Here is a 23252-nt window from a genome sequence, read left to right as displayed (position 1 = left end):
CCACACAATAAACACGCTACACATACCGGGCGATATACAGTTCGCCCTCCCCCGTGATGGTGGCGGAGGTGGCATCCCCAGCGTGCAGGACCGACTCGGTGCCGCGCAGCGTTATGTTCTGCTCACCCGTAGAAATCGTGACCGAACCGTCCACCACCAGCGCGGCAGAAGTGCCTTCAAAGGTGTATTCAACTGGTTTGCCAGCGAGCACCCGTATATGCTGCACGCTCATGCGTTCATCCCACATGGCGTATTGTTCCACGCCCGATCCGTTCGCCGCCGGGCGCTGTACTACCGGCGCATCCTGACGCTCACCGAGCACCTTAATAAGTTCTTCCGCATCAATATGCTTTGGGGTAAGACCTGCGCGCAGCACATTATCCGAGGGATTCATGAGCTCAATCGCCGTACCAGAAACATATGCATGCACCTGACCATCCGGGGTAAAAGCAGAGTCCCCCGGCGCAAGGTTCATCAGGTTCATCACAAACGCGACGAGTAGCCCCTTATCACCCGGATACTTCTGCGCCACCAGGTTCACCAGGTCAGCGGCATCCGACACCGTTGCAGAGACACCGTCCTGTGTCATCAGCTTTTGCGCCGCAGTTACCAAACTCGCTATGGCGCGGTCAGCAGCATCCTGCGGAAGACGAATAATCTCGGTCAGCAATTGCTTCGGGCTTAGCTGCACACGAGAACTCAGCCAATCGGCGCCAAAAGCTTCAGCCAGCTCCCGCAGCTCACCTTGCGGACGCACGCCCGTCAGTACCTTCATGGGGGTTAAGGCAATTACGTTCTCAGGTTTAGAGTACCGGTCTTTATAGTTACGATGCGGCGCATCAGCCGGAATCCCGCGCGCCTGCTCATCCTCGAACCCGGCGAGGGCCTGCTGCGGTGTAGGGTGAACCTGAATCGACAGCGGAGCATCAATAGCCAAAATCTTAAACAGGAACGGGAACCAATCGCTCGCGCGGTCAGGGCGCAAAAAACGGTCCGGATGCGCCGCCACCAGCTCGTTCAACGGCGACACAGACCCATCAACTGTGGCCTCAGACGGAGCCGCAGGATGCGCCCCCACCCAAACCTCAGCCTCCGGCTTTTCTGTGGGTACGGGCACACCGCGCATGCGACCCAGAACTTCGTGCGAACCCCACGCATAATTCTGAATCTTATTCTTCAACGGAAAAATTTCGCCCATGTTGCCTTGGCCTTTCTAGGAACTTTTACACGCAACATCACCAAAACTACGGCATACGTGATATAAAACCCATAAAATTCAGGGAATTCTCTGGATACTCCCACCAATTATAGAGGTACATTTCAAAGATATACCCGCTAAAATAAACGAGTGACTACTATTAACCTCAAAGACTCATTTAAGGCGTACGACGTTCGCGGTATCGTCGGCGAAACTATTACCCACGAAACTGTGCGTGCAACCGGCGCCGCTTTTGTTGATGTGCTCGGTCTGGCTGGTCAGACCGTTTTGGTGGGCGGTGACATGCGCCCCTCCTCCCCCGAATTCATGGATGCATTCGCTGAAGGTGCCACCGCACGCGGCGCAAACGTCCAAAAAATCGGTCTCATTTCAACCGATGTGCTCTACTTTGCATGCGGTATTGAGAATGCGGCAGGCGTTACTTTCACCGCAAGCCACAACCCCGCCGAATACAATGGCATGAAAATGGCTAAGGCCGGGGCGGTTCCTGTATCCTCCGAAACCGGTCTTTTCGATATTCGTGATCTTGCCCAGAAGTACCTTGACGAAGGCTCTATTCCTACCGTTGAGAATCCCGGCGTCGTCACCGAAAAGGACGTTCTCAAAGCCTACGCCGAGTACTTGCGTAAGCTCGTAGACCTCTCCAATATTCGCCCCCTCAAGGTTGTTGTGGATGCAGGTAACGGCATGGGCGGTAAGACCACACCCGCCGTCTTGGGAGATGCTCTTCTGCCCGCGCTTCCACTTGAGATTGTGCCCCTTTACTTTGAGCTTGACGGCACCTTCCCGAACCACCCGGCTAACCCGCTTGAACCCGCCAACCTTGTTGATCTGCAGAAAGCGGTTGTTGAGCACGGCGCAGACATCGGCCTTGCCTTTGACGGCGATGCCGACCGTTGCTTCGTGATAGATGAGAAGGGTGACGCGGTCACCCCCTCCGCCATCACCGCGCTCGTGGCAGAACGTGAAATCGCGCGCGCTAAGGCGGAAGGCAATGAGCAGCCGGTTATTATCTATAACCTCATCACGTCCAAGGCCGTACCCGAGCTCGTCGAAAAGCTCGGTGGACGCGCCGTGAAAACCCGTGTGGGGCACTCCTTCATCAAGGCAGTCATGGCTGAAGAATCCGGTATTTTCGGCGGTGAGCACTCCGCGCACTACTATTTCAAGGACTTCTTCAACGCAGACACCGGCATGCTCGCCGCGATGCACGTGCTCGCGGCCCTCGGCGGCGGTAACCAGGCGCTCTCCGAGATCAGCGCCAGCTACTCCCCCTATGTCGCATCCGGTGAGATCAACTCCGAGATTGAGGACAAGGCAGCCGCTGTGGACCGTGTGCGCGCGCACTACACTGGCGCGCCTGTAGAGGTCGAAGACTCAGACGGTACCACCTTCACCAACACCGAAGAAGGCTGGTGGGCAAATCTGCGGCCTTCCAATACTGAGCCGTTCCTGCGTCTGAACCTTGAAGCACCGGATACTCCCACAATGGAGCGCGTGCGCGACGAGATTCTGGCTCTGGTGCGCCAGTAGTTCTTTGAACTCCTTATTTTGGGCGGATGCCGATTATTATCGGTATCCGCCCTTCTTCTAAGCATTATTGGTGCTGGGTTATACAATCGCATTACAGCCCTGGCACGAGCGCATTTGAGCCGCTTCGCCCCGGTAGGCGTGCCGGGCGTGAACGCCAGCGCGAGGGCTTTGTAGTTTTAACAGGGATATACCCACTGATATTTAGGTATAATGTTAGATAGCGGGCACCCCTAAACCGCGAAGCTAGGGGAACCCGCTGAAACGTCACACCGGCTTAGCCGATGACGTCGATTAGGTCAGCAATCGCTTTGACGAGTTGCGCGAGGGCTTTGATAATTCGCGCAGCCGCCAAAGCGATTTTGCTTTTACCTTTTTTCGGCATTCCGTCTCACCCCCTTTCGGAACTACGACCCTCCACGGCTGATTAGGTCAGAAGTGTTCCGTGGGGTGTAGCCGCGACGGGGGCTTCTTTAGTTTACCTTTGGACATTTAGAAATACTTAAATAAAAATATTGGGGGCTCAACGCCCCCAATATTATTTATCTCTCCTCCTGAATATGGGATATTCGGTGCAGCGTCAGACGGGTCTCCCAAGCGGCTTCAGTATGTTCTCCAAAGTAGCCTTTACGAGCGCAGCATCCACTGGTCCGGTCCAAAGATCTCATAATTGATATTCTGCGCCGGTACACCTGCATCTACGAGAGCGGACCGCATGCCCTTCATGAACGGCAGCGGACCGCACAGGTATACGTTCGCCTCTGCAGGTACGCCCAGCTTTGCGATGTCCACACGGCCACGGTAATCGCCAGTTTCTTCGTCTTCTATGAACGAGATGAGCTTGCCGTGAGGAAGTTTTTCGATCAGCTCGGTCATTTCCTCACGCAGCGGCCATGTATCAAGGCGACGGTCAGCGTGAACCACGGTTACCTGACGTTGAGAACCGGACTCAATCAGCTCATTGAGGAAGCTAATCATAGGGGTTACGCCGATACCCGCTGAGAAAAGGTAGAGGGGTGCATCCGCAGAGCCGAAGCCCTCCAAGGTGAGGTCACCATAAGGGTTGGAAATCTCGACGACATCGCCAATCTTGAGCCCGTGAATGATCGAAGTCATTTCGCCGTTCGGATCGAGCTTCACGCCGATACGGCGCTGGTTTTTATCGGACGGAAGCAGGGTGTATTGGCGGGGCTGGCGCAGACCATCACGTGCCTTCGTAATAATGGAAATGTACTGGCCTGCTTTCGCCTCAGTCATGGGGGTGTCATCGGCAGGTTCAAAGGTCAGCACGACCACGTTATCGCCGGTTTCTTGACGATCAACAACTTTGAAGGGCGCGTGGGTAACATTATTTGCCTGGGATGCATAGAGTCCCTTTTCGATCTTGATCAGGGCGTTCGCCATGAGCCAGTACACTTCACTCCAGGCATCCACGACCTCTTCAGTTGCTGCTTCGCCCAGGTCTGCGGCAATCGCCTCAAAAAGATACTTGTAGACGGTCGGGTATTCATTCTCTTGAAGCCCTAAGGACGCGTGCTTATGCGCCACACGGGAAAGCACCTCGTCAGGGTAGGAATCGGGATGCTCCATAATGTAGGAGGCGAAGACCGCGATGGACCCAGCAAGCGCTTTCGGCTGGGTGCCTTCAAGCTGAGACGACCGGGAGAAGAGCCCATCCATCAGGTCGGGCCGGGCGGCGAACATACGCTCGTAGAAGTCTGGTGTAATGTGCCCAATACGCTCTGCAATAATCGGCAGGGTTGCCTCGATAACCGGGCGTGATTTTTCGGAAAGCATGAGGGATGTGCGCCTTTCTTTCTTAGATTTTAGTGATATTTTGTTTGTAAACCTTTTTAGGTTATCACCTTTTATTGTTCGCTAAGATGGTGTTTTCTTGCGGCGTGAAATATTTAAAATGCCTTTGTATCAGATAGTGTGTTTTGTACAGTAGTGTTTATGTGATTATTTTCACCGCGATATACCGTGATGTGAATAAAAATAATTTTGTACTCTGACGCTAGGTTTCACGCAGGGTGAACAGCAGTGTTGTTCTACAACGTATAAACTGGCACACCAGTCACCTGCCCCTCTTACGGAGGCAGACTCAGGTCACATACCTGCCTTCTTAAACGGACACCGGGCACATACGGTCAATGTATATTCTTACGGTGCCAACCCTTGACAGAGGCAAGCTATCAAAAGAGAAAACTCCACGCTTTCACGGTTTATCCGCTACTTTCTCTCGCATAGTGCATCTACTCTCTGAGCAACAAACATTTGTCACCCTGAGACTTTAATCTTTAATGCGATGCTACTGCAGGCCGGGGAGGTACGGGCGGCAGCTCTCGCTCCGTAGGCTCGTGCACGAGCGGCCCCAACCCCAGCTCCACAAAAACGGGCCCAGCAGGCCGCGCTCCGGCGGGAAGTTCAGAGATAACAACATCATCAACAGAAGCATAGAAAGCTTCACGAGCGCGGGCTAAAACCGTTCGCAGACGACAAAAACTATCTAGGGGACAGTTGCCATTTTCATCTTCGCATTCAATCATAGGAATATCACCCTCGGTACTACGAAGTACCTGCCCCACGGTCGCTTTGCGCCCCGTCTCCGACAGCAGGACGCCACCGGATCGCCCACGGGTAGATTCAAGCAACCCTTGATTGACGAGAAACGCCACAGATTTTGCGACGTGATTATAAGGGGTTCCGACTCCCTCCGAGATCCTCTGAGTCGAGAGTTTTTCCCCTTCCTGCAAGGAAGAAAGAAGCATCATAATACGTAGTGATACGTCTGAAAAAGCCGTCAGGCGCATGCTTCGTATCTCCTTTCAACAGTTTATTGAGGGCTAAATAATATAGGGCTTGTCCGTTCTACCGGAAAATTCTAGTCTTCGTACCACCCGCACGAAAATTAGGTATGGCTTTACTGCACACAAAATGCGGAGTCTGTATAGCAATATTTTAAGGCATTGGTGGATATTTACACCTTTTCTGCATAAAGTGTGCACCATCCCACACGCCTGAGTATGCCATATCATACTGTACGCGCTGCACACCCGATCGGTGGGATGTGCTTTACAACAATGTAAGAGCAGGCTTCCACAAACGGTGGGGTGGGATACGCATTGTCAGCGCATCCCACCCCACCGTGATGTCATATTGTCGAATGTTCCTTAGTCTTCAAGAGACTTTGCCAAGGCGTCACGCTCAGCTTTGACCTCTGCGGGGAGCTTATCGCCGAACTTCGCTAACCATTCGTCAATGCCGGGCAGCTCGGCCACCCATTCATCCTTTGAAACGGCGAGTGCTGCGTTAAGTTCTTCATCGCTGATGCTCAGACCGGTTAGGTCGAGATCTTCCTTCGTGGGTACGGTGCCCAGGAAAGTCTGCGTGCCGCCGCCCTTGCCGTCGAGGCGGTCGAAGATCCACTTGACCACGCGGGAGTTTTCACCAAAGCCGGGCCATGCGAAGCCACCGTCGGGGGTGCGGCGGAACCAGTTCACGTAGTAGACCTTCGGCATGTTCTCAGCACCGTGCTTCTTACCCAAGTCAATCCAGTGCTGGAAGTAGTCGCCCGCGTTGTACCCGATGAAGGGAAGCATTGCCATGGGATCGCGGCGAACCACGCCGACGGCGCCCTTTGCAGCTGCTGTGGTCTCAGAGGAGAGGGTGACCGCACGGAAGACACCTTGTTCCCAGCTATCGGATTCGGAGACCAACGGCACGGTAGTCTTGCGGCGACCACCCAGCACGATGGCGCTCAGCGGCACGCCCTCGGGATCGTAGTACTCGGGAGCGAGCATATCCACCTGGGATGCGGGGGTGCAGAAGCGCGAGTTGGGGTGCGCTGCGGGACGCCCCGATTCAGGAGTCCAGTCCTTGCCGGTCCAGTCGGTCAGGTGCGCGGGTGCCTCGTCGGTCTTACCTTCCCACCATACGGAGCCGTCATCAGTGAGCGCCACGTTGGTGAAGATAGTATTGCCCTTAGAGATTGCCTTCATGGCGTTGGGGTTAGTGGAGTAACCGGTGCCGGGCGCCACGCCGAAAAGACCCGCCTCGGGGTTAACGACGCGAGCCTGGTGGTTCTCGTCAAATTCGATCCACGCGATATCGTCGCCGACCATTTCGGCCTTCCACCCATCAATGGTGGGATCCATCATCGCAAAGTTGGTTTTACCGCAGGCAGAGGGGAATGCGGCGGAGATGTAGCGGGTAATGCCCTCAGGGTTGGTGACCTTGAGGATGAGCATGTGCTCAGCCATCCAGCCCTCATCATGACCGATAACCGAGGCGATACGCAGTGCATAGCATTTCTTGCCCAGCAGCGCGTTGCCGCCATAGCCCGACCCGAAGGACCAGATTTCGCGGGTCTCGGGGAACTGCACAATGTACTTCTCGGGGTTGCAGGGCCAGGGCACATCTGCCTGCCCGGGCTCAAGCGGGGCGCCTACGGAGTGAAGCGCCTTCACGAAGAAGCCCTGGGTTTCGTCCAGTTTCGCGAGCACATCCTTGCCGATAGTTGCCATAATGCGCATTGAGCACACCACATAGGCGGAGTCGGTAATTTCGACCGCCATCTTGGGGTTCTTTGCTTTCAAAGAGCCCATGACGAAGGGAATGATGTACATGGTGCGCCCGCGCATCGAACCTTTGAAAAGGCCGGTGAGAGTCTGCTTCATCTCCACGGGGTCACGCCAGTTGTTGGTGGGGCCAGCACCTTCTTCGGTCTGTGAGCAGATAAAGGTGCGCTCTTCCACACGTGCCACGTCGTCGGGGTCAGAGAACGCTGCATACGAGTTGGGGAACTCATGATCGCTTAGCCGTACGAAGGTACCTGCATCGACCAGTTCTTGGGCGAGTCGGTTGTATTCCTCTTCGGAACCATCAACCCAGTAGATATGGTCGGGCTCGGTGAGTGCTGCAACATCGCGCACCCAGGCTAAGAGCTCGGGGTGGGTTGTGGGAGCGTTCTGCAGGCTCTTTTCAAGTTCTGCAGAAAGAGTACCGGTTGAGATGTCAGTCATTGACCTATTTCCCCTTTGAGTCTTGAGAATTGCCGGGCACCTCACTGGCACGGCAGGCAGTGTGTTGTGAGGATGTTTTAAACTAACGAGGGCGTGTAGCTTCCTTAAATACACGCCCGTGGAATTTTCCACATCCTCGTGTTCATCTAGAATAGCGCATTTAGCTGATGAGTCGAGTATTTTATATTCGACCCCCTACAGCACTCTTGTTCTTAAGTTGGTTTACCTGTGGATGCGGCATAGCTTCACCGAATAATCCCGAGCGTTCCCACGAATTCCAAAATTTTTTGAAAAATTTTCCCACCCCGCAAAAACATTGAAATTACGCGGTTTTTATGCCGTTTTTAGGAACTTTGTGAGTAATAGTTGAGGGTTTTTGTTAGAACTAACACTCTTTTTCGACTTGCGCGCTATCAAGGGTGCCCGTATAGTATTGTTTGTTGCTGCGACGGGTGGTTATAAGCCCGGTCGCGAGGAGCATGCGCCTGTAGCTCAACGGATAGAGCGTCTGACTACGGATCAGAAGGTTGGGGGTTCGAATCCCTTCAGGCGTACGAACGAAGCCTTTCCTGTCAAGGAAGGGCTTTTTTGCTGTCTATCAAAGCCTGCAGACGTGGCAGTTTGAAAGTCCTCGGCGAGTAATCGCCGGGGATTTCGCCGTTTCTATACCCTAAAACAACTATTGAATAGTGTATAATTGACGAGTATAGAGAACCACGATCCGATCCTTCTGAGTCACAACATGCAGGCATTCACATCTACAAACAGCTTCACCTCAGGCACTATACCCATGCCTTCAGAAGCGGTGACTATCGGGGGTCTCAACACAAAACCAGCCTATGAAATTTCGGCTATCCATACGATCAGTGCAACCAGACGCATCGCGTAAATACTTTGGTCTGCCCCTCAGTTTCCGGTGTGCCACAAGCTCTAGCACCGCTTTTATCTGCTAGGGGATTAAAAACACCGTCATCCCAAGACAGGCTTCAAAAATACCGGTAATCTGGATACACCCCAATTTTCCAGGGAAAGTATTTCAACAGCGAAGGAGCGTCAACATCATGGTTCAGCTCACAATACCGCAATCCCTAGTGGGTTCTCTCATAGATATTGCTCAGCTAAAAGATATTACATACTATCCGGCAAATCACCGATGCGCCCACTGGGCAGTCTATAGCGAAGATCAGACCGAGCTTCTGTGTCCTTGTGCACCCGCCGAATCTGCATCCGTCGAGAAGCTGTTCAGCGCCGCATCCGAGATACTGTATAAGAATTTTCGACACCGTATTGAAAACGCTGACGATATTGTTTCTTTCTCGACTCAAGAGCACGAAGATGTTAGTGCATCTCAGGCCGACGAGGTTGTCACCGGTTCTCTGCCGCTAGTTCCCGAAACCACGATTAGCGCCGCGGTGGATGCTCCCGCCGACATGATGGAGGCACCTGCGAGTGATGATAGCGCAGATACAACGCAAACTGGCCCCATACCCGTCCCTACGGTGCCCACTCCCCTAGAGCAGGCCCAGCCGGTACCTTCCCATGAACATCCGCAAGTTCCCACGCCCGGCATCGCCCGCATGCCTTCTCCAGCGATGTTCAAGAAGAAGAGCACACTCACCTATACTCCTCCGCGCATTGAAGAATACCTGCAACAGCTGCGCACGAACCAAGCAGCACAGTCCTCAGCGGAAAATACAACCCCGCAGCCCGAGACGGCTTCATCACAAACACCAAAGCCAGCGGGTTCATAGACTTCAGCATCCGATGCGCAGCATCCCGCACAGGTATACGGACACACGCAGAAGACCGCGCTGCCTTCTTTGAATGATCCCATCACCAAGGCCGAACGCACCGCCAACTATCGTGTAGATCCGGGACGGTTGGACACCTTCAAAAAAGACAATATCGATCTGGTGACTATCCGCGAAGTTATCACACTGGGCCGCGCCGAACGCATTAACGGTTGGATTATTCGGTTCCGCCACAACGATTACCGAGTCGATGTCAATACCGCGTCTATGACCGTTATCACCGCCCTTGACGAGTTTGATGATTTTGATGGACGAAGCGGCACAGAATACAGCCCCGAAGCCGCTCGCGAGCTTCTTGGCGTCCCCGATATCACCGCCTGCGATTTCACCTCCGGCGCGCAGAATTATCTTAAAACCCACGGCGGCGAAGCCTTCGATGCGATGGTCTCCGCCATCAGCTCCCCCGAAAAGGTAAGGGTAAACCTCGATTGGACGCGCGAATATCACGGAAGCGGTATACAGGTTACGATATCGCCCGATAACCGCATCGTCATGAGTATTCGACAATCCACCACAGATACCGACGCTAACGGTGCTGAAGATACCCCGGAAAATTCTCTAGAATCAAACGCCACAGTCTCATAGGGGTTAGGAGGAAAGCACCTTATGAACAAGAAAATAGACATTCCCGTCGAGCTTTATGCCCGCCTGCAGGAGCTCTCCCACCTAGCGCGATACGAATACACCGAGCAGGAGGGCACCTGGACTATACAGAACCCAGAGGGTGAAAGCCTGCTGGATGCACGGCGCACAATCTCCCCGGAGGCTGCGGAGCTTTACTTCACCATCATGCCGCTTCTTGCCTCAGAATTTATTGCCCAAAACGAGGCGCTGGTGACCGCCTATCGCAACGCCCCCAAGCCTGCGGCGGTCAAGCCCACGATTAAACCCTCAGGTCAGCAGCTTATTCCCCTGCTTGAGGTTCCGCACGAGAACCAACGCATTGCCGAACAGATTGAGAATGATTTCTATGGCGATGTTCCGCCGGGCGACCGCATCTACCCGGTACTGCCGGGTGTCATCGATCATATGATGCGCAACAACCTGGGGTACGCACTCGTCCTTGAGCTCATTACGGCCCAAGACAGCGAACGCCGCGACGAATCCGCTCAGGAAAACCGTTTCGGACGTGAGGTTCAGCATTATTCAAACCGGCGCCTCGGGTACACCGCCGTTCTGAACGCGAATACCTCCGAGGTTATCTCGGTACATCCTTTTGATGGCTCTACGCTCAGCGCCCCCAGCGGACACTACGAACTCACCCCTGATGCCGAAAAACAGCTGAGCGCCCTGGGACTCACAGCAGAACTTGTGGAGCGCATTCTCGAAGAGGCGAATGATCGCCGCCCAATCCCGGGTACAAACCGTACCGTATACTCCCTGCACGGCTATTCGGTAGAGTTCTCAAACACCAACCATAAGATTGTCAGCGTGCGCAAGGGTGTGGTGAAAACACGCAACCCCTTCGAATCGCAGCCCAGGATGCGCGGCACCAAGTCGCAGCGCGGCGTTAAGATTCCGCACGATATTCACGCTTTTAAGAATCTTCTGGAAAGTCACGGTTTTACGATTACGATGGGTGGCAAGCACTACGATATTCGTCACGAAAAATTGGCGCCGGGTATGAAAGCTACCACATCTGTGACCCCCTCCGACAGCCAACGTTGGCATCTAAATTCGGCCCGTCAGATCCGCGAGATTTTTGGTGTGGATCTGCGATACGCCAATCCCAAAGATACCTGCCGCGGTATCGTGCATGCCCTGGAAACAGAGGAAGATTTCGAGGAATAACCTCCAGAACAAAGGCACTCTCATTCACCATTTTCGACTCGTTCCCTAGGGCGCACGGGTCACGGATATGCTGTGCACGGCACCACTGCATCATAGGGTTAACCTTGGTACCCTTCTCGCGGGTACACCTCTGTCATACCCCCGTCGCAAAGTTTTACGGGGTAAGCTCTGAGTTTACAATAGAGGTGCATCTACACAATGTGAGGAGGACACGCGCGTGAGCGTGAAGATCAATGTAACCGGAGAAGACGGTGACAGTCGAGAGATCGAATGGGAGGATCACCAGACTCTATTAGAAGCTGTACAAGCGAACGGGTTCCCCGTGCTCGCAACATGCGGTGGCAACGCATCTTGTGCCACGTGCCATACCTTTATTGATCCAGAACACTACGCGGCTTCAGGCGATCGTACCGACGCTGAGGAGGATCTCCTCGACATGGTAGACGACGTAGCTAACGAATACTCGCGCCTCTGCTGCCAGGTGGAATACGCACCCGGCATGGATGGCGCCTCTATACAATTGCAGGCGGCGATGTAATATGACGAGTTCGGCTAAGATACTCTACTCCGCAACCGCACTTCTTTGCGCCCTTACGCTGGCAGGTTGCGGCGTTTCCGATGCCGATCATTCTGCGCAGACTGACGCTTCACCGAGCGCATCCGCCAGCGTTGCTCAGGGTAAAATTACCCGTGCTTCCGACCCGGCGCATTCTGTGTCCCCCGGTTCTATCAGTACCGCGGGCGGGGATAGTTCTCAAAGCCCTGAGGATAACCCCACAGATAATAACGACTCTCACTCAAACGATGAACATTCCGAGGATGGGGCTAAGAAAAAAGACTCCAATTCTAAGGATTCTCACGATAAAAAGAGTTCATCCGGCGAGGAAAGCAAAGATGCGGATGGCTCTTCATCGAATAACGATGGAGATAACGGCACTGAAGAATCGTCCAGCCCAGAAGCTAAACAGCCAGGGCGTTCAGCAACCGGTTCTTCAGGTTCACTCCTAGCGTCAGCCTGCCAGATCACCGATCTTTCGGTTTCTGTTTCCGAAGATAAGGGCACACCCGGAGCCCGGAAATTCATTCTGACGTTCACGAACGTTTCTGAGGAGCCCTGTGTGCTCAAGGGTAACCCGACGGTTGTCTACGCGGATTCTAATTTCAGTCAGATTGGCTCACCAGCACGCCCAGCGGCAGGTTCGACGAACCCCACCGGCACGCTTCTGCACACAGGTGAATCTACAAACGCCCCAGTGACCTCGGTCAACGCTGGTCCGCTGGGTAAGAACTGTTCACCGACGATGGCGCACGGATTCTTAGTTCAGGTTCCCGGTGACGGCAACTGGACGACGGTCTCTGCTTCTTCTGAGGCGTGCACCGGCAAGGTTCAGCAGCTGTCCGTGGGACAGTTCGGTTCGTAACCAATCAGCACACGAATGATGCGCTTCGAGAAGAAGCGATAACAGCAAGAGGCGGTTCCTCATACAGGAACCGCCTCTTCAGCATCTACACAATGTTTTATTTATACACGAGGTTTACCTAAGTTTTCCACCTCATCACTCTGATACGGAAATATTTCTTACCTATCTATGAGATAGACCACCAGATGAAAGGAAAACGCTAGGAACTCGCTCGCACGTGGTATACGCCGCCACGTTTCAGGGCTGCCGTAAGCGCAGGAAAATCTCGTGGCGGGACGCGAAGCACGGAAATTAAACAGTGCGCGTGACATCCTCAAAGTCAAAGCGCAGCCCGCGTGCCCGATAGGGGCCCAAACCATAGCCGAGATTCACCACGAGGAAAGGCTGTTGATCTGCACCGCCGAGCAGAACGGGGTCGGCGGCAAGAGCCTCAAAATCTACGCCGGTGATAGGCCCGGCATCTAAACCTAGCGCACGCACCACGGTAATAAAGTACCCCGCCTGTACCTGTGCGTTTAGCCTGCCCAGCGGAATGCGCTCTTCTTCAGCCTCGAAGAACTCCTGCGCTGCCACGGCGTGCGGAGCGAACTCGGCGAACCGTTTCTGCCAATTCTTGTCGTACCCAAGAACCGCATTCACGGGCGCGCTGGCGGCAGCATCGCGATTACTTTCGTGAAGATATCCCAAAAGGCGTTCTTTCGCACTCTTCGACCGCACCCACGTAATGCGCAAAGGCTGATTGTTGTAGGCGGTAGGCCCGAGCGCGGTAAGCCGATAAATCTCATGAAGCTGCTCTTCAGTCACCGGATCATCGCTGAACTGATACGAGGTGCGGGGCAGTTCATATAGCGCCTCACGCTGTTCACGGGACAGGCGTGACTGGCGGCTCGGATTCGCGAGATAGGGTTCCGGTTCGATGCCCCGGTCGGCAGCACTGCGTGAGCTCACGTTCTTTCCCTTTCGGCGAGTATGCGGCATATGGAGCAAGAGGCACGTTACGCACCACTCCCCTTTTCCATAGTGCACCCGCCTCAGCTTCAACGCATAGCCACAGGGGTTTTCCCGATAGATTCCGTCAAACTTCGTCACAAAACCGGTAGGCGGTGCATCCTAGTGCAGATGCACGAGCCGCTAGAGGCTGCGGGTTACATCATCGAATCCGAACCGGGTATCGCGCGGGTACTGGGTTGGAACGCCGTACCCTAAATTCACCACAAGAATGGGATGCTCGTCGGTCCCCGCAAAAAATTCTTCGTACAGCCCCTCAAAATCGGCCCATAAGGGACCGGCGTCTAGACCAAGGGCACGCACAGCGGTCATAAAGTAACCGGCCTGCAGGTTGGCGCTCTGCTGAGCGGCAAAGGTAACAATTTCCTCGGTCGTGCAATAGTTCCTGATAGTCTCTGCCGCGCGGGGGTTAAACACATCTGCACGGCCTATCCACGCCTTATCGTATGAGAGTATGGCATTGACAGGTGCCTGACGAGCCTTTTCTTGATTAGCCTCGATCAGGTGCTTGACAAGGCGCTCACGTGCCTCGGGGCTCTTGATCCATGTGATACGCAAAGGCTGACTATTGAAGGCCGTAGGTCCCAGATAGGTAAGCTCCTGAATCTCCCGAAGCTGATCATCAGTGACGGGCCGATCGGTAAATTTACGCATAGTTCGGGGCTCACGGAAAAGAGCGGTGATTTGGTCCTCAGATAAACGGGTCATCTCTCATATCCTTTCCTATAACCTCAGGTTCTCTCGACATGGTGAATCTATTCGTCCCCCGTAAGGCTACCGCGCCGTTCTTTCCATCATGCACCGGTTCGCACCATAAAGCTACCCCCAGAATTCACGCCGCGGCAGTTCCCCATTCCCTCAGAGCCCAGCAAAAACCGGTGGCTGCCGCATCATCAGATACGGCAGCCACCGGTACATCACATATTCGCAGGTCTCTGAGTACATGTATATATGCCGGATTCCTGCGGTTTATTCCCGCTGGGGACCGAAGGCGCACCTCGGCACCTCAGCAAGAGCGAAGCACAGCTTTTAGATGCTGCGGGTTACATCATCAAACTCAAAACGGGTACCGCGCGGATACTCGGGAGCCACACCATAACCCAGGTTTACGACGAGGAAGGGCTGCTGGTCGGTGCCTTCGAAGAATTCAGCGGCGATACCGTCGAAATCCGCGCCAGTCATGGGGCCCGCATCCAGGCCAAGAGCGCGCACGGCGGTCAGGAAGTAGCCAGCCTGAAGTGCAGAGCTCAGCGCGCCCGCGGGAATACGTGCCTCTTCAGCCTCGTAGTAGGATTCAAAGGCAGCGGCCTGGGGTGCGAATTCCCCAAAGCGCTTCTGCCAGTTCTTATCGAAGGCCAGTACAGCGGTTACAGGAGCCTTGAGGGTCTTCTCCTTATTCCCGTCCATCATGTGCTTGACCAGGCGCTCGCGAGCTTCGGGGCTCTTTACCCAGGTGATGCGCAGGGGCTGGCTGTTGAAGGCCGTAGGCCCCAGGTAGGCGATCTCATGGATCTTCTGCAGCTGCTCATCGGTGACGGGCTGATCGGTGAATGCACTCACGGTGCGAGGTTCGCGAAAGAGAGCGGTGATCTGGTCTTCGGTCAAGCGGGTCATACCTGTGTCCTTTCAGTGAAATAAATTACTTTACATGTAAAATTTTATGATGTACGTAATGTACATATTCAATTATTATGGCCCCATTACACGGAAAAGTCTTGTGTTCGCGCACAATTGCCCCTGTAATATGTGCCACGCTCAAAAAACTTTCAAGGAGAATCCGGGGCACATACGAGATAATGGGACCATGCCCGACGCTCTAGAACCTTTCTCACCCGCCACTCAGCAATGGTTCCGCAACGCTTTTGGCACTCCGACCGCCGCGCAGGAAGGCGCCTGGGAGAGTATCAGCAAGGGCGAAAACGCGCTTATTATCGCCCCCACGGGCTCCGGTAAAACCCTTGCCGCTTTCCTGTGGGCGCTCGATGCGCTCTACCGCGACAAAAGCACAGAACCGGATCAGCGCGAGCTTACAATATCGGCTCAGGGGCGGAAAAACGGGGACGCTGGGGAAACACGAAAGACTCAGAAACAGCGCGCGGGCGGTACGCGCATCCTGTATGTTTCGCCCCTGAAAGCACTTGGGGCGGATGTGGAGCGCAACCTGCGCGCGCCGCTTGCGGGGATTGCGCATACGGCGAAGGAATCCGGGCAAACCCCACCCGATATTACCGTGGGTATTCGAAGCGGTGACACCCCGGCGCGCGAGAGGCGGCAGCTTATCAGCAACCCGCCCGATATTCTGCTGACCACCCCCGAATCGCTCTACCTTATGCTGACCTCTGCGGCACGTTCGACACTCACCGGCGTGACAACTGTAATTGTGGACGAAGTGCACGCCCTAGCGGGAACCAAGCGCGGGGCGCATCTGGCGGTGTCCCTGGAGAGGCTTGACCAGCTGGTGGAGCGACCGGTGCAGCGCATTGGGCTGTCGGCAACCGTGAACCCACCCGAAGCCGTCGCCACATTTTTAGGCGGGGTTCACCCGGTAACGATCGTGGCGCGGCAGGTGCCCAAACGTTGGGATCTGCGGCTCTCGGTGCCCGTGCCGGATATGGCGGCGCTCGGCGGGGCAAACGATTACGGACAGGGCAGCTATGCCCCCGAGGAGCAGCGGGCACCGCGCGGACAGGACTCGCCCAGTCCAGCCCCGGACGCCCCGGATTTGCAGGTTCAGGCAGCCGATGATGCGCCACTCTATACTCTTGCGGATGCTATCGGCACCTTCCCCGGCGAAGAAGGATTATCTCTTGAGCTGCCGAACAGCTCTGCCGAACAAGATGGTGCTGCGAGCGCAACGGCGAGTGCAGGGGCACGGAAGCCAGACAGTGAGGGCGAGCGCGCATCCGGGTATCGTGCCTCGATTTGGCCTTATGTTCAGGAACGCATCGTGGACGATATCGAGAATAATCGTTCTACGATCGTGTTCGTGAACTCGCGTGGGCTTGCCGAAAAACTTACCGCGGCTCTCAACGATATTCATGTGCGCCGCGAGCTCTCACGGCGCGAGCTTGCGGGTGAGCCTCTGCCTGATATTGGTGAGGAGCCAGACATTGCGCCACTGGCACGGGCGCATCACGGTTCGGTGGCGAAGGATCAGCGCACGCTTATCGAAGAGTCCCTCAAGAATGGTTCGCTGCGGTGTGTGGTCGCCACAAGTTCACTGGAGCTCGGCATCGATATGGGGCATGTTGATGCGGTTATTCAGGTGGCGTCCCCGCCGTCGGTGGCTTCCGGTCTGCAGCGGGTGGGCCGTGCCGGGCACCGCGTGGGCGAGGTTTCGCGTGGGCTTTTTTACCCGAAGCATCGCGGGGATTTGTTGGGCTCTGCCGTGGCTCTCTCCGGTATGCTCGCCGGGTCTTTAGAACCGCTTACCGTTCCCGCGAACCCGCTGGATGTGCTTGCTCAGCAGACCGTCGCCGCCTGCGCTCTGGGACCTATCGGGGTGGATGCCTGGTACGAGGCGCTGCGCCGCACCGCTCCTTTCGCGAACCTTTCGCGCGCGCTCTTTGACAGTACTTTAGAGATGCTGGCGGGCAGGTACCCTTCCGATGAGTTTGCGGAGCTTCGTCCGCGTATTATTTGGGATCGCGCCGCCACTGCCGATGCGCCAAGCGGCACGATTGAGGGGCGGCCCGGTGCGCAGCGGCTTGCAGTGACTTCGGGCGGGACGATTCCCGATCGTGGGCTTTTTCCTGTCTACCTGGCCGGTTCTGAGGATTCCAAGGCACCTAAACGGGTGGGCGAACTGGACGAGGAGATGGTCTACGAATCGCGGGCGGGCGATGTTATCGCCTTGGGCGCGAGCAGTTGGCGCATCGAGGACATCTCGCACGATGCGGTGCGCGTAAGCCCCGCGCCCGGTGAGCCTTCACGTCTGCCGTTTTGGCATGGTGAGCGGGTGGGTCGCCCGGTAGCGTTGGGCCGTCGTCTGGGGCAGTTTACCCGCGAGTTAGCGAAGTCTGCGGGCGCTGAGTCCGGCGGGAGCGAAGACGCCTCAGCGACGGTTGCGATACGAGCCGAGCTGACCCGGTTAGGGCTGGATCCTTGGGCGAGCGATAATCTGCTCGCTTATATTCGGGAACAGCGCGAGGCTACCGGTGTGGTCCCCACCGATACGCGGTTTGTGGTGGAGCGTTGCCGCGATGAACTGGGAGATTGGCGTGTTATTTTGCATTCGCCGTACGGGTATCCGGTGCACGCACCTTGGGCTTTGGCGGTGGGCGCCCGCGTGCAGGAACGGTACGGTATCGACGCCAGCGCGCTTGCGGCGGATGATGGTATTGTGCTGCGTATTCCTGCGGTGGAAGATACCCCGCCGGGTGCCGAGCTTTTTCTCTTCGAGCCCGATGAGCTAGAGGAGATTGTCAAGGATCGTGTGGGTGAATCGGCGCTTTTTGCGTCTCGTTTTCGAGAGAGCGCCGCCCGTGCCCTGCTTCTGCCGCGCCGCGATCCGGGCAGGCGCACTCCCCTATGGCAGCAGCGCCAGCGTTCGGCGCAGCTACTGGATGTTGCGCGCAAATACCCCGAGTTCCCAATTCTGCTGGAAACCGCCCGCGAATGCTTGCAGGATGTATATGATGTTCCTGCGCTTCTTCAGCTGCATCGGGATATTGCCGCGCGGCGCATCAGCCTGTCACAGGTGCAGACCGAGGGGCCTTCTCCTTTTGCCCGCACCATGCTTTTCGAGTACGTGGCGGAACATATTTACGATACGGATGCGCCCGCCGCCGAACGCCGCGCTGCCGCCTTGGCACTAGATCCGGCACTTTTGGCGGAGCTGCTGGGTACCGCTCAGCTGCGCGATCTGCTGGATCCGCAGGTGATTCTTGAGGTTCAGGAGCGTCTTCAGCGCACCGGGGCGAAGTATCGGGCACGCGGGGTTGAGGGCGTGGCGGATCTTCTGCGCCAGCTCGGTCCGCTCACGGCAAGGGAGCTGGCGCTGCGGCTGCGCGGGAATGAGGGGTCCGGGGTTGAGTCCGCGCCCGAGGTCTCTCAGAGCACTCCAAAAGACAGCGAAAGTCGATCTAATAAGGCTGATATTTCACATGAGACTGGGGATTCAGCCGAAAATGCCGACGAGGGTCTGCCGGAAGAAGACCTTGAAACTACCCCGCACGCCACCGCCGAAGAGGCGCGCACGCTTGCCGAAGAGCTGGTCGAATCCCGCAGAGCGTTCGTTATCAATCCGCGCTCAAATACGGCGGACAACGTGGAACCGATCTATGCCGTCGTAGAAGACGCCGCCCGGCTGCGCGACGGGCTAGGGCTGCCGCTTCCGGTCGGAATTGCTCAGGCATACCTCACGCCGGTCGCCGCGCCGCTTGAAGACCTAATCTCGCGGTATGCGCGCACGCACATCCCCTTTACCGCAGCCGAGGCGAGCGCCCACTTCAGCCGCATCACGCCGACGGGTTCGGGTGCTATTCTGCCGGTTTTACGCGCTTTAGAGACGCAAAATCGGCTGTTCTCGGGCGAATACCTGCCCGAGGAACTGCGTGTACCTCGCGCGGAGGCAGCCGATACGATACCGCTCTCCCCCGCGCCCACGGCAAGCCTGGAATGGGTGGATGCCGAGGTGCTTCGCCTGCTTCGTGCCCGGTCTTTGGCGGCGCTGCGCCGCGAGATTGAGCCGGTACCGCAGCGTGCCTATGGCGCGTTCCTGCCCGCCTGGCAGGGAGTGCGCACGCAGACGGTCAAGGTTTCACGCAGGCTCGCGGAAACCACCGAATACGGTGCGTATTACGAGCCCGAACGCACGGTTCAGGTTCTCACCGAGAGCAAAAATTCATCCGCCGAGGCATTAGAGGGTCGCGAAGGCTTACTGACGGTCATCGATCAGCTGGCCGGGGTGCGTATGCCCGCCTCCGCTTTGGAGACCCTCGTCTTGCCAGCACGGGTGCGTGATTATTCGCCGCAGCTCTTAGATAGTCTGTTGGCCAGCGGAGAGGTGCTTTGGCGCGGTGAGGGCGAAATCTCCGGCAATGACGGCTGGGTGAGCCTGCATCTTGCCGAATCCGCCGAACTGACCCTGCCCGGTTCTTCCCGCACGCAGGCCTTGGATGAGCTGGGTCCGGTGGAGCACGCTGTCTTTGAGGCGCTTTCCGGCGGCGGGCTGTTCTTTATGCCGCTTCGTGAGCGCGTGCACGAAATCTTGGCCTCTCGCGCAGCCTCGGGCGAGGTTGTGCATTTTCCGGAGGCTTCGGAGGTATCCGCCGCGCTATGGCGTCTGGTGTGGGCTGGGTTGGTCACGAACGATACTTTCGCCCCGGTACGTGCCATGCTGGCGGGCGGGTCGAGCGCGCATCCGGTGCGGCCCGCCGCTCCCCTGGCGCGCCCGGTGCGCAGGCGCGGTGCCGCACGACTGTCGGCGGCGCGTACTTCTGCGGGTGCTTATCCGCGCAGGTATAGCGGCTTGGGCGGCGCCCGTGCCGGCTCTTCTAACCCGCAGGTTTCGGCCCGGGATTCCGGGCGGTTCAGTCATATTAGCCTTCCCCAGAGCCGTCCTCATGCTGCGGGCACCGAGTCCCCACAAGAGGCAGATGCCACCGTTACCGCCTATGCGCGCGCGGAACTTCTCTTAGACAGGTACGGTGTGCTCACGCGCGGCGCGCTCGCCTCTGAGGATGTTCCCGGCGGCTTTGCGGCCCTGTACCGCGTCTATGCGGCTGCAGAGGAACGTGCCCTGGTGCGGCGCGGATACTTTATCGAGGGGCTGGGTGCGGCTCAGTTTGCCTCCCCGGCAACGGTGGATGCGGTGCGTTCCTACGCTAATATTGGCGCTGATAATCCGCAGAATACCGGAGTAAAACGAATAAAAAACGAGGAAGTATTCGGTTTATTTGAGGGTGTTCTGCTGGCGGCTACAGATCCGGCGAATCCCTATGGTGCGGCACTCACATGGCCTTCCGTGCCCAGCTTACTCTCGGCCTCTTCTGCACCCGGCGGTACGGAAGAAACCGAGCGCGAAGGCACAGAGACCGCCCAGTCCGTGCGGCATCGTCCGGGGCGTAAGGCGGGTGCCTGCCTCATCCTGCTCGATGGTGAAGCGGTCCTCTATCTGGAACGCGGCGGCAAAACCCTGCTGTCTTTCACGGCTGAACCGCTCAAACTTGAGGCTGCGGCACCGCTGCTGGCGCGCATCGTGCAGGCGGGTATCGCTGAGAAGATCGTGGTGGAAAAACTCAACGATTGTGATATTCTGGCGACCCCGGAACCGCCGACTCATCGGGGAGCCTCCAAGGCCGATTCTAACCGGCTGCCTGAGCATCCGGTGGTGGCGTTACGGCGCGCACTGCTTGCGCAGGGCTTTTACACAACCCCGCGCGGTCTACGGATGCGCCGCTCCCCCTAAACGTACCCTCAGAACTCACGCCACCTCAGCAATACACTTTTCATAATGCTTGGGCACTGGGGTGCTGCGCATCAACGGGTGACATAGAGCTAAACACGCCGAAAACACCTGCCGAGCAGGGAAGGCTTAACCAGTGTATAGGGATGGGTTCATTGCAGCGGATATATGCAAACTGTAGGGTGGCTTTATGCTTCCACCAGAATCACAACAGGTAACCGCAGACCCGAACACCAACACCGTTTTTATGGTGTGGAAATTCAAGAACGATATTTCTCAGCAAGCGTTGCTTGAGGGTTTTCAGAGTCTCTGCGCGCTGGTCATTAACGTGAACCACACCGCCGCCAACCGGTACTCCCCCGAAAAGGCGAACTTGGTGATGGGTATCAGCCACAGCGCCTGGTTAAAGCTAGATCTGCCGAAGCCACTACCGAAAGAACTCGTGGAGTTTCAGCCGATTCAGGGAGCTAAGCATACCGCAGTTTCAACTCCGGGAGATCTGCACTTTCATGTGCGGGCAACTCAACGCAGCGTCGCCTACGATATTGCTGCAATCATCACCGATGCTCTGCGTGATATTGCCGAAAGTATTGTAGAAGTGCACGGTTTCCGCTACTGGGATGGGCGTGCCATCATCGGCTTTGTGGACGGTACGGAAAATCCGCAGACTCCCGCATCCCGTGAATACTTCGGCGTGGTCGGTGACGAAGACCCGGAGTATCGAGGCGGCAGCTACCAGTTCGTGCAGAAGTATATTCACGATATGACGGCGTGGAATAATCTGCCCGTATCCGAGCAGGAAAAAGTCATCGGGCGCTCCAAACAGGACGATATTGAGATGCCCGACGACGTTAAACCCAGCAACTCGCATTCCGCGCTGTCTAATGTTGGCGATGATTTCAAGGTTATTCGCGATAATATGCCCTTCGGTACCGTGGGTAACAACGAAATGGGCACCTACTTCAACTGTTATGCCAGCACATTCTCAACCGTGGAGAAGATGCTCAAAAATATGTTTATCGGCGTTCCAGAAGGCAACTACGACAGGCTTTTAGATTTCAGCACCGCCACAACCGGCACGCTCTTCTTCGTACCAACCATGGATATGCTGGGGGATTTTTCGGGGTAAGACACACCTCAAACACGGCGGATAACCCGCGCGGTCTGCGGATGCGCCGCTCCCCCTAAAATGCCGGGGTCTTTAAGCGCATAAAGCCCTGCATCGAGGGGAACCGAAATATTTTCGGTAACTCCCGATGTGGGGTCTCATTGAGAAGCTCTAGCTTAGTACCCGCCGGTCATGGTATCTGCCACGCCAACGCATATGTCAATAGCTTCGTCAACGCGCATGGCGCGTGCACCCGCCGGAGTGTTACCGCGCGGGCTGCCCTGCACCACATGCCGGGCGAAGTAATCGACTAGATGCAGCCATCCGCCTAAAATCATGCGGGTGCGGTCGTTAACGGGCATTTCGGTGCGTTCGAGCATCCATTCCAAGTATTCGTCAGGAGTACTGGGAGCATCGCTTTCACTGCCACCTTCAGCAACATGAGCGAAGTAGGAGCGCAGCTCAACACGAAGAGCCTCCACCGGGTTAGGGTGGTGCTCGCTGAGCGCTTCAAGAACAGCCCGTGCTTCGCGCCGGGTTACCGCCGCCGCCAAAGACTCTTTGCCGGGGAAGTAATGGTATAGCAGTGCCCGAGTAATACCGGCCTCACGAGCGATGCTGCTCATACAGGCTGCCACAACACCGTGCTGCGCAAAATGAGCCGCCGCGACCTGCAGGATTTGTTCTTCCCGTTGCGCCGGAGTCAGACGCTGACCGCTCTGCCGCGTCTTCTTAGCTGCTTTTTCAGAGGCTTTTTGTACGGGTTCGGTGTGCTTAGCTTCGTTGCGTGCGTTGTGTTCCATATATCCCTCTAATCGTTCGATTTCTCGAACCTCTTTTTTTAATAGTACCGCGCTAACCCTAAGCCGCTACCTATAAAACTTAATATGAAGTTTAATGCTTATACGCCTATTTTGCCGCGTTATTAAGCC

General features: G+C 56.2%; 16 protein-coding genes and 1 tRNA gene. 9 read left to right on the top strand and 8 right to left on the bottom strand.

The window, feature by feature from the left end:
* Nucleotides 1-16 precede the first annotated feature (16 nt).
* The gene (gene manA / locus HMPREF0733_RS05900; RefSeq protein WP_013398470.1) at nucleotides 17-1198 is read right to left on the bottom strand and encodes a mannose-6-phosphate isomerase, class I; all 1182 of its coding nucleotides are present in this window, start codon (nucleotides 1196-1198) and stop codon (nucleotides 17-19) included.
* Between the two features lie 150 nt (nucleotides 1199-1348).
* On the opposite strand from manA, the gene HMPREF0733_RS05895 reads away from it, so the two are divergent.
* Nucleotides 1349-2752, top strand: a complete 1404-nt coding sequence (locus HMPREF0733_RS05895; protein WP_013398469.1) for a phosphomannomutase/phosphoglucomutase — start codon at nucleotides 1349-1351, stop codon at nucleotides 2750-2752.
* Nucleotides 2753-3376: 624 nt separating this feature from the next.
* Here the strand turns inward: HMPREF0733_RS05895 and HMPREF0733_RS05890 are convergent.
* From HMPREF0733_RS05890 to HMPREF0733_RS05880, 3 genes are all read right to left on the bottom strand, one after another.
* Nucleotides 3377-4546, bottom strand: a complete 1170-nt coding sequence (locus HMPREF0733_RS05890; RefSeq protein ID WP_013398468.1) for an FAD-binding oxidoreductase — start codon at nucleotides 4544-4546, stop codon at nucleotides 3377-3379.
* 503 nt (nucleotides 4547-5049) lie between these two features.
* The gene (locus HMPREF0733_RS05885) at nucleotides 5050-5562 is read right to left on the bottom strand and encodes an RrF2 family transcriptional regulator (protein ID WP_004006574.1); all 513 of its coding nucleotides are present in this window, start codon (nucleotides 5560-5562) and stop codon (nucleotides 5050-5052) included.
* Nucleotides 5563-5922: 360 nt separating this feature from the next.
* The gene (locus HMPREF0733_RS05880) at nucleotides 5923-7773 is read right to left on the bottom strand and encodes a phosphoenolpyruvate carboxykinase (GTP) (protein ID WP_013398467.1); all 1851 of its coding nucleotides are present in this window, start codon (nucleotides 7771-7773) and stop codon (nucleotides 5923-5925) included.
* Between the two features lie 481 nt (nucleotides 7774-8254).
* On the opposite strand from HMPREF0733_RS05880, the gene HMPREF0733_RS05875 reads away from it, so the two are divergent.
* From HMPREF0733_RS05875 to HMPREF0733_RS05850, 6 genes are all read left to right on the top strand, one after another.
* A tRNA-Arg gene (locus HMPREF0733_RS05875) sits at nucleotides 8255-8327 on the top strand.
* Between the two features lie 507 nt (nucleotides 8328-8834).
* A complete protein-coding gene (locus tag HMPREF0733_RS05870; protein WP_013398465.1) occupies nucleotides 8835-9524 on the top strand; it encodes a hypothetical protein in 690 nt (229 codons plus the stop codon).
* A 69-nt stretch (nucleotides 9525-9593) separates the two neighbouring features.
* Nucleotides 9594-10169 (top strand): hypothetical protein, encoded by a 576-nt coding sequence (locus HMPREF0733_RS05865; RefSeq protein WP_013398464.1) that lies wholly within the window; start codon nucleotides 9594-9596, stop codon nucleotides 10167-10169.
* 21 nt (nucleotides 10170-10190) lie between these two features.
* Nucleotides 10191-11375, top strand: coding sequence for a hypothetical protein (locus tag HMPREF0733_RS05860; protein ID WP_013398463.1), 1185 nt, complete (start codon nucleotides 10191-10193; stop codon nucleotides 11373-11375).
* Nucleotides 11376-11592: 217 nt separating this feature from the next.
* Entirely contained in the window at nucleotides 11593-11913 is a 321-nt protein-coding gene (locus HMPREF0733_RS05855; RefSeq protein WP_004006570.1) for a 2Fe-2S iron-sulfur cluster-binding protein, read from the top strand.
* Nucleotide 11914: 1 nt separating this feature from the next.
* Nucleotides 11915-12796 (top strand): DUF4232 domain-containing protein, encoded by an 882-nt coding sequence (locus tag HMPREF0733_RS05850; RefSeq protein ID WP_013398462.1) that lies wholly within the window; start codon nucleotides 11915-11917, stop codon nucleotides 12794-12796.
* 291 nt (nucleotides 12797-13087) lie between these two features.
* Here HMPREF0733_RS05850 and HMPREF0733_RS05845 read toward each other — a convergent pair whose 3' ends face one another.
* The 3 genes from HMPREF0733_RS05845 to HMPREF0733_RS05835 all read right to left on the bottom strand — a co-directional run bounded on the left by HMPREF0733_RS05845 (nucleotide 13088) and on the right by HMPREF0733_RS05835 (nucleotide 15418).
* Nucleotides 13088-13744 carry a malonic semialdehyde reductase gene (locus tag HMPREF0733_RS05845; protein ID WP_244864654.1) on the bottom strand — a complete coding sequence of 219 codons (657 nt, stop codon included), beginning with the start codon at nucleotides 13742-13744 and terminating at the stop codon, nucleotides 13088-13090.
* A gap of 183 nt (nucleotides 13745-13927) precedes the next feature.
* Complete coding sequence (locus tag HMPREF0733_RS05840; protein WP_013398460.1) at nucleotides 13928-14512, bottom strand: malonic semialdehyde reductase; 585 nt, start codon at nucleotides 14510-14512, stop codon at nucleotides 13928-13930.
* A gap of 321 nt (nucleotides 14513-14833) precedes the next feature.
* Nucleotides 14834-15418 carry a malonic semialdehyde reductase gene (locus tag HMPREF0733_RS05835; RefSeq protein WP_013398459.1) on the bottom strand — a complete coding sequence of 195 codons (585 nt, stop codon included), beginning with the start codon at nucleotides 15416-15418 and terminating at the stop codon, nucleotides 14834-14836.
* Between the two features lie 190 nt (nucleotides 15419-15608).
* Here HMPREF0733_RS05835 and HMPREF0733_RS05830 point away from each other — a divergent pair, with 190 nt between their 5' ends.
* Nucleotides 15609-21215, top strand: coding sequence for an Lhr family helicase (locus tag HMPREF0733_RS05830; protein ID WP_041321679.1), 5607 nt, complete (start codon nucleotides 15609-15611; stop codon nucleotides 21213-21215).
* A gap of 187 nt (nucleotides 21216-21402) precedes the next feature.
* Nucleotides 21403-22341 carry a Dyp-type peroxidase gene (locus HMPREF0733_RS05825; protein WP_013398457.1) on the top strand — a complete coding sequence of 313 codons (939 nt, stop codon included), beginning with the start codon at nucleotides 21403-21405 and terminating at the stop codon, nucleotides 22339-22341.
* 155 nt (nucleotides 22342-22496) lie between these two features.
* Here HMPREF0733_RS05825 and HMPREF0733_RS05820 read toward each other — a convergent pair whose 3' ends face one another.
* Nucleotides 22497-23123: a TetR/AcrR family transcriptional regulator gene (locus tag HMPREF0733_RS05820; protein WP_004006565.1), complete on the bottom strand. Its 627-nt coding sequence runs from the start codon at nucleotides 23121-23123 to the stop codon at nucleotides 22497-22499.
* Between the last annotated feature and the right edge of the window lie 129 nt (nucleotides 23124-23252).

Source organism: Rothia dentocariosa ATCC 17931, assembly GCF_000164695.2.
Classification (GTDB): domain Bacteria; phylum Actinomycetota; class Actinomycetes; order Actinomycetales; family Micrococcaceae; genus Rothia; species Rothia dentocariosa.
This window is presented reverse-complemented; position numbering and strand designations above follow the sequence as displayed.

Coding starts and splice junctions, on each gene's coding strand:
- HMPREF0733_RS05880 (WP_013398467.1), bottom strand. CDS start 7,773: ATGACTGACATCTCAACCGGTACTCTTTCTGCAGAACTTGAAAAGAGC.
- HMPREF0733_RS05885 (WP_004006574.1), bottom strand. CDS start 5,562: ATGCGCCTGACGGCTTTTTCAGACGTATCACTACGTATTATGATGCTT.
- HMPREF0733_RS05850 (WP_013398462.1), top strand. CDS start 11,915: ATGACGAGTTCGGCTAAGATACTCTACTCCGCAACCGCACTTCTTTGC.
- HMPREF0733_RS05840 (WP_013398460.1), bottom strand. CDS start 14,512: ATGACCCGTTTATCTGAGGACCAAATCACCGCTCTTTTCCGTGAGCCC.
- HMPREF0733_RS05835 (WP_013398459.1), bottom strand. CDS start 15,418: ATGACCCGCTTGACCGAAGACCAGATCACCGCTCTCTTTCGCGAACCT.
- HMPREF0733_RS05825 (WP_013398457.1), top strand. CDS start 21,403: ATGCTTCCACCAGAATCACAACAGGTAACCGCAGACCCGAACACCAAC.
- HMPREF0733_RS05870 (WP_013398465.1), top strand. CDS start 8,835: ATGGTTCAGCTCACAATACCGCAATCCCTAGTGGGTTCTCTCATAGAT.
- manA (WP_013398470.1), bottom strand. CDS start 1,198: ATGGGCGAAATTTTTCCGTTGAAGAATAAGATTCAGAATTATGCGTGG.
- HMPREF0733_RS05830 (WP_041321679.1), top strand. CDS start 15,609: ATGCCCGACGCTCTAGAACCTTTCTCACCCGCCACTCAGCAATGGTTC.
- HMPREF0733_RS05820 (WP_004006565.1), bottom strand. CDS start 23,123: ATGGAACACAACGCACGCAACGAAGCTAAGCACACCGAACCCGTACAA.
- HMPREF0733_RS05890 (WP_013398468.1), bottom strand. CDS start 4,546: ATGCTTTCCGAAAAATCACGCCCGGTTATCGAGGCAACCCTGCCGATT.
- HMPREF0733_RS05860 (WP_013398463.1), top strand. CDS start 10,191: ATGAACAAGAAAATAGACATTCCCGTCGAGCTTTATGCCCGCCTGCAG.